This window comes from Sulfurihydrogenibium sp., from assembly GCF_027448985.1.
GTDB lineage: Bacteria > Aquificota > Aquificia > Aquificales > Hydrogenothermaceae > Sulfurihydrogenibium.
The window spans coordinates 1-4,880 of the sequence record NZ_DAIDMN010000088.1 but is presented as its reverse complement, the minus strand read 5'-3'; the positions used below and the strand labels follow the sequence as shown (position 1 = coordinate 4,880).

At 27.0% G+C, this 4,880-nt stretch carries 4 protein-coding genes; all 4 read right to left on the bottom strand.

From position 1 onward, the window contains the following. Window positions 1-720 precede the first annotated feature (720 nt). Window positions 721-1,809 carry a glycosyltransferase family 2 protein gene (locus tag NE054_RS07000; protein WP_297890104.1) on the bottom strand — a complete coding sequence of 363 codons (1,089 nt, stop codon included), beginning with the start codon at window positions 1,807-1,809 and terminating at the stop codon, window positions 721-723. A gap of 90 nt (window positions 1,810-1,899) precedes the next feature. Next, window positions 1,900-3,000, bottom strand: coding sequence for a hypothetical protein (locus NE054_RS06995; RefSeq protein WP_297890103.1), 1,101 nt, complete (start codon window positions 2,998-3,000; stop codon window positions 1,900-1,902). Beyond that, the gene (gene wecB / locus NE054_RS06990; RefSeq protein ID WP_297890101.1) at window positions 2,997-4,070 is read right to left on the bottom strand and encodes a UDP-N-acetylglucosamine 2-epimerase (non-hydrolyzing); all 1,074 of its coding nucleotides are present in this window, start codon (window positions 4,068-4,070) and stop codon (window positions 2,997-2,999) included. Before wecB ends, NE054_RS06995 begins: the two co-directional genes overlap by 4 nt. Next, a partial coding sequence (locus tag NE054_RS06985; protein WP_297890099.1) for an asparagine synthase C-terminal domain-containing protein occupies window positions 4,070-4,880 on the bottom strand: 811 nt, incomplete at its 5' end. The genes NE054_RS06985 and wecB, both read right to left, overlap by 1 nt.

Below are 4,880 nucleotides of genomic sequence, written 5' to 3'. Positions count from 1 at the left end.
TTCATTTTAGCTTTAAGTTTTGCTACTTGTCTTGGTTTGTTTTAAAATTATTTAAATTGGAAATTAGAGTTAAAATATATCAAATATACAATAAGTTTTGCTCTATTATTATTTATATAATCTATTTTTTTTAGATTTAATAATATAAGATAATAGAAAGATAGTATAATTGAGTATAAATTAAGTACTCTTGCAGGAAAATATATTAGGTCTAATATAGAAAAAGCTAATGTACTTGTATGTATTGTTTTGTATCCTGTGATAATAAATGGAAAATTTAATAGTATATTTAGAAATATTGTATAAAATACTATTTTGTCAGATATCCAAAAATTAAAATTATTTTGTTTCTTAAATTTTTTATCAACTTTTCTATTTAAAAAAAAATATAAGCATAGATTAAAGATTATTAAAAATATAGAAAAATAACTAACAATATATAACATATAAGTTAAAATAGATTCAACTGAATAAAAATAATCTAAATAGGTTTCTGTATATATAAATCCAATATAATAAGCAAAAAAAGAAAAAATAAAAATAACAAAATCAGGTCTAAATATATCCAAACTACCAATCCTAATAAAAAAAATGTAAAGTATTAAATTCATACCAAAAAAAATATTAAATAAAAAATATATATTATCTGTTCCAACAATAGAATAAGAAAGAGCTAAAAAACTAATAAACACAATATTTATTGTGAAAATAATAATATAATTATTCATTTTTAAGCTTTCCATTCAGCATGGAATGTAGAGTACCTTTCAATATTACTTTACTTAAAGTAAAACTTTTTAGTGATATTATAAAAATTAAACCAACTCTTAAAATAAAGCTCAAAATCAGAGCAATGATTTTTTTTACACTTTTCAATTTTTTTATCCGAAATAGTAGAATATTTCTATGATACCAATATGCTGAAAACTCCGATACTTCATCTTCTCCACTGCTTGCTCCTACTTTATGCCATACTTTTGAGGTTGGTATGTGGTAAAGTTTATATCCGGATTTCCAAACTCTATACGAATAGTCTAAATCCTCCACATACATAAAATAACTCTCATCTAACAATCCGATTTTATCTAAAGTGCACTTTGGTATTAAAACATAGCAAAAAGTTATAAAGTTCACTTCCTTTTCTTTATCGTTTTCTTTTATCTGATTTTCAAATTTTCCCATATTTATATGGGTAGCTCTACCAAGCCATTCATTAAAATGACCACCATCATACCAAATTTTTTCCGGATTTGAGTAGTAAAAAATTCTACCTCCATAAATAGCTTTCTCTCCTAATTCTATCCTGTGTTTTACCAAATTCTTAATAGTATCTTTTTGTATAACAGTGTCATTGTTTAATAGTATTACACTATCAAAATCATTCTTTGCTAATGCATACTTTATAGCTACATTGTTTCCAAAAGCAAAACCACCGTTATAGCCTGTTTGTATAAATACAAGTGGATATTTTGTGGTTATATCCTCTGGCATTTTATCTTTTAGACTATCTTCAATCGCTTGATTGCCTCCTTTTTCCGCTTCATCCCGATTATAAAAAACATAAGGAATAGGTTTCTTAACTGGTGGAAAAGACAATCTTCTTAAAGGATTATTTGGATTCACCCATACATCAAGCTTGCCTTCCGCCCAAGCTTTTATATATTCCATAGAGTTATTGGGAGAGTTATTATCTACCACTATAACTTGATAATTTTCATAATCATTTCTAAGCACACTCTCCAAACACTCTATCGTATCCGCCCATCCGTTATAGTTTAGCAGGATAATGTAAATTTTAGGGTTAAGCATACTACACCTTAACGAAGATTTTCTTTAAATCTTATATGAAATTTTAAAATCATTGTTTTTATCCAATCATATTTATTTACCATTCTATTCTTAACTTACAGAAATAATCTTTTTGAAAAATCTTATCCTTTCCTCTTCCAATACTTCCATGTCTATAAAGTTTTTTACTTCTTCATGTAGAACTACTCTATTTTTATTCTTTAAAGCAAAATTTTTTATTTTATCAATTATTTCATCAGTTATAATTTCTTTAGTTAAGTCTACTTGTAATACATAATCCGGTAAATTATTTTGAAAAGCTGTATCGGTGTAACCAATAATTATAGGAAATCCTAACGCTAAATATTCTCTAACTTTTAAAGGTGAAGCCTCCTTCATATTGTTTCTGTGTAAGGCTAAACTCCCTATACATATATGACATTTTTCTAAAATTTTCTTGTATTCAGAAAAATCCAAAAAGCCATAATATATTACATTATTTAATTTTGAAGTTTTTTGGAGTCCTACTATATGAAATTCGTATTCAGGCATCCTTTTTGCGATATTTTCTATCAAATCTACACCGTGCCAAGGAACATTACCAAAACCAATAAAAAAAAATCTTATTTTGTCATTATAAAAATTTGGATTTTTTAAAATTTTATAATTATCCAAAATAATTCCGTTAGGGATACAAATCATTGGTTTTCTAAATTTTTTGTAAATTTCTAATTCAGATAGTTCTTTAGTTACTGTTACAAGAGCTTTTGTTTGTGACAAAAATTTATCTCTATTTTTCCTAAACAGAATATATTTAATAATATTTTTAAGATTAGGATTTTGTTTAATCCAGGAAAGAAAGAATTCATCTATATCGTTTGTTTGTACTTCTACAACTGTTGGGTAATTATTAACTAAATAAAATGCTGTTTTTGAGAAAGGCATAGCGTCGTATCTGAAATAAATTATGTTAGGGTTTATTTTATTCACAAGAGTAACTACATTAATGTTTAATGAAAAAATAAGCTTAACGCTATTCTCTTCTACTATGTTGAAAAATTTTTCGTCTTTTATACTTGCTTTACCTTTACTAAATGCCAATAAATATACATCCATTCCTAATTTTCTCCAAATTTCAACTTGACTTAAAATTTTCTTTGTAATTCCAGTTTTTTTTGAAAAATTTTCTATTGTGAAATATACTATTTTCATCTTACCAAACACTCCACTATTTTTTCTCCGGATTTTCCATCACCGTATAAGTCTGATACAACAGAGTTAAAATCATTAAAATATTCATCTATCCCTTTGGCTATAGATACTATTTTTTCTTTATCAGCTCCAACTAATTTGTTAACACCGACATTTACAAGCTCTACCCATTCTGTTTCTTCTCTTAGGGTTATACATGGTTTTTTTGCAAAGAAAGCTTCTTTTTGTAATCCGCCACTATCTGTCAATACAAATCTGCAATTTTCTAACAACCATAACATTTCAAAATAACCAACCGGTTCAATAATGGCTATATTGTCAACATTTATATTTTTAGATTCTATTATCTTTTTTGTTCGTGGATGTAGTGGTAAAATTACCTGTAAATCTTCAGCTATTTCTTTTAGTGCTTCTAATATGTTTTTCAATCTATCTGTATTATCCGTATTTTCTGCTCTGTGTATTGTACATAAAGCAAAATCTTTTTCCACTTTAACATTTTCTGGTTTTTTAGCAAATTGACGGTAGTATAAGTAAGCATCGTACATAACATCGCCTACCTTTACTATTTTTGCGTAAGGGAAGTTATCAAAACCTTCTTTTTTTAGGTTTTCAACTGCTGTATCCGTTGGACAAAATAGTAAATTACTAACTCTATCTGTTAGAATCCTGTTTATTTCTTCCGGCATTTTCATGTTAAAAGACCTCAATCCTGCCTCTACATGAGCAAGTTTTATATGGAGTTTTGATGCAACCAATGCTCCCGCCAATGTTGAGTTTGTATCTCCATAAACCAGTATCCAATCCGGATTTTCTTTTATTGCAACTTCTTCTATTTTCTCCATCATCTGTCCTGTCATAGCTCCATGAGATTTACCATTTATTCCAAGGTAGTAATCCGGCTTTGGTATCTGCATCTGCTCAAAGAATATATCCGACATATTAATATCATAATGTTGTCCAGTATGGATAATAATTTCTTTAATATCCGGATGTTTTTTTATCTCTCTACTAACTACAGCTGCCTTAATAAACTGTGGTCTTGCCCCAAGAACAGTTAAAATTTTCATTATGTTTTCCTCATAAAAATATTATACCATAAAGTAAGGTTCAAAAATCTCCAAAGTGTAAAACCTTGGTTATATATACTTTCACTATCTATTTCGTTAATCAATTTATCAATTTTCACCAACTCTTTTAAAATTTCTGAATTTACTATTATATCTTTAACCGTATCTTTATTTTCTTTTAACCATTTATCTTCGGGAGTTGCAAATCCAACTTTATCTACTCTTTTCCTAATTTGTTCCGGTAAAATTCCCTTCATTGCTTGTCTTAGAATGTATTTGGAATAGCCATTGTGTATTTTATATACAGAAGGAACTTTAAACATATATTCAATTAAGTTTATATCATCTGCAAAAGGCGTTCTTGATTCAATACTAAATCTCATTGAATTTCTATCTTCATACTTTAAAAGTGTTTTTAAATTCAGTCCTGTTATTAATTGATAAAGCTGTTGATTTAGGTTATTAGGTATAATATTTTGTCGTAGTTTTATCCGGTATGAGAAATTATAAAAAAATTCATCTTTCAGCAAGGATATTTGATAAACTTTGTTTTTAAATAAAAAATTTTTTAAAAAATTGTTGTTTAAATTCTTTGCAATCTCTGTTTTTATGATACTTTTAAAGATAAATTTTAAATCAACTGGAGAGTTATTTATGCTTTTTATTTCATTATACAAATCTACTATGTCAAAGTTCCTTATAAGTTCTCTATAAAAAGTAGGATAATAACCTATATAACCTGTAAATAACTCATCTCCTCCTTGACCATCCAATAGAACTTTTACACCACTTTCATATGCAGCTTTCATT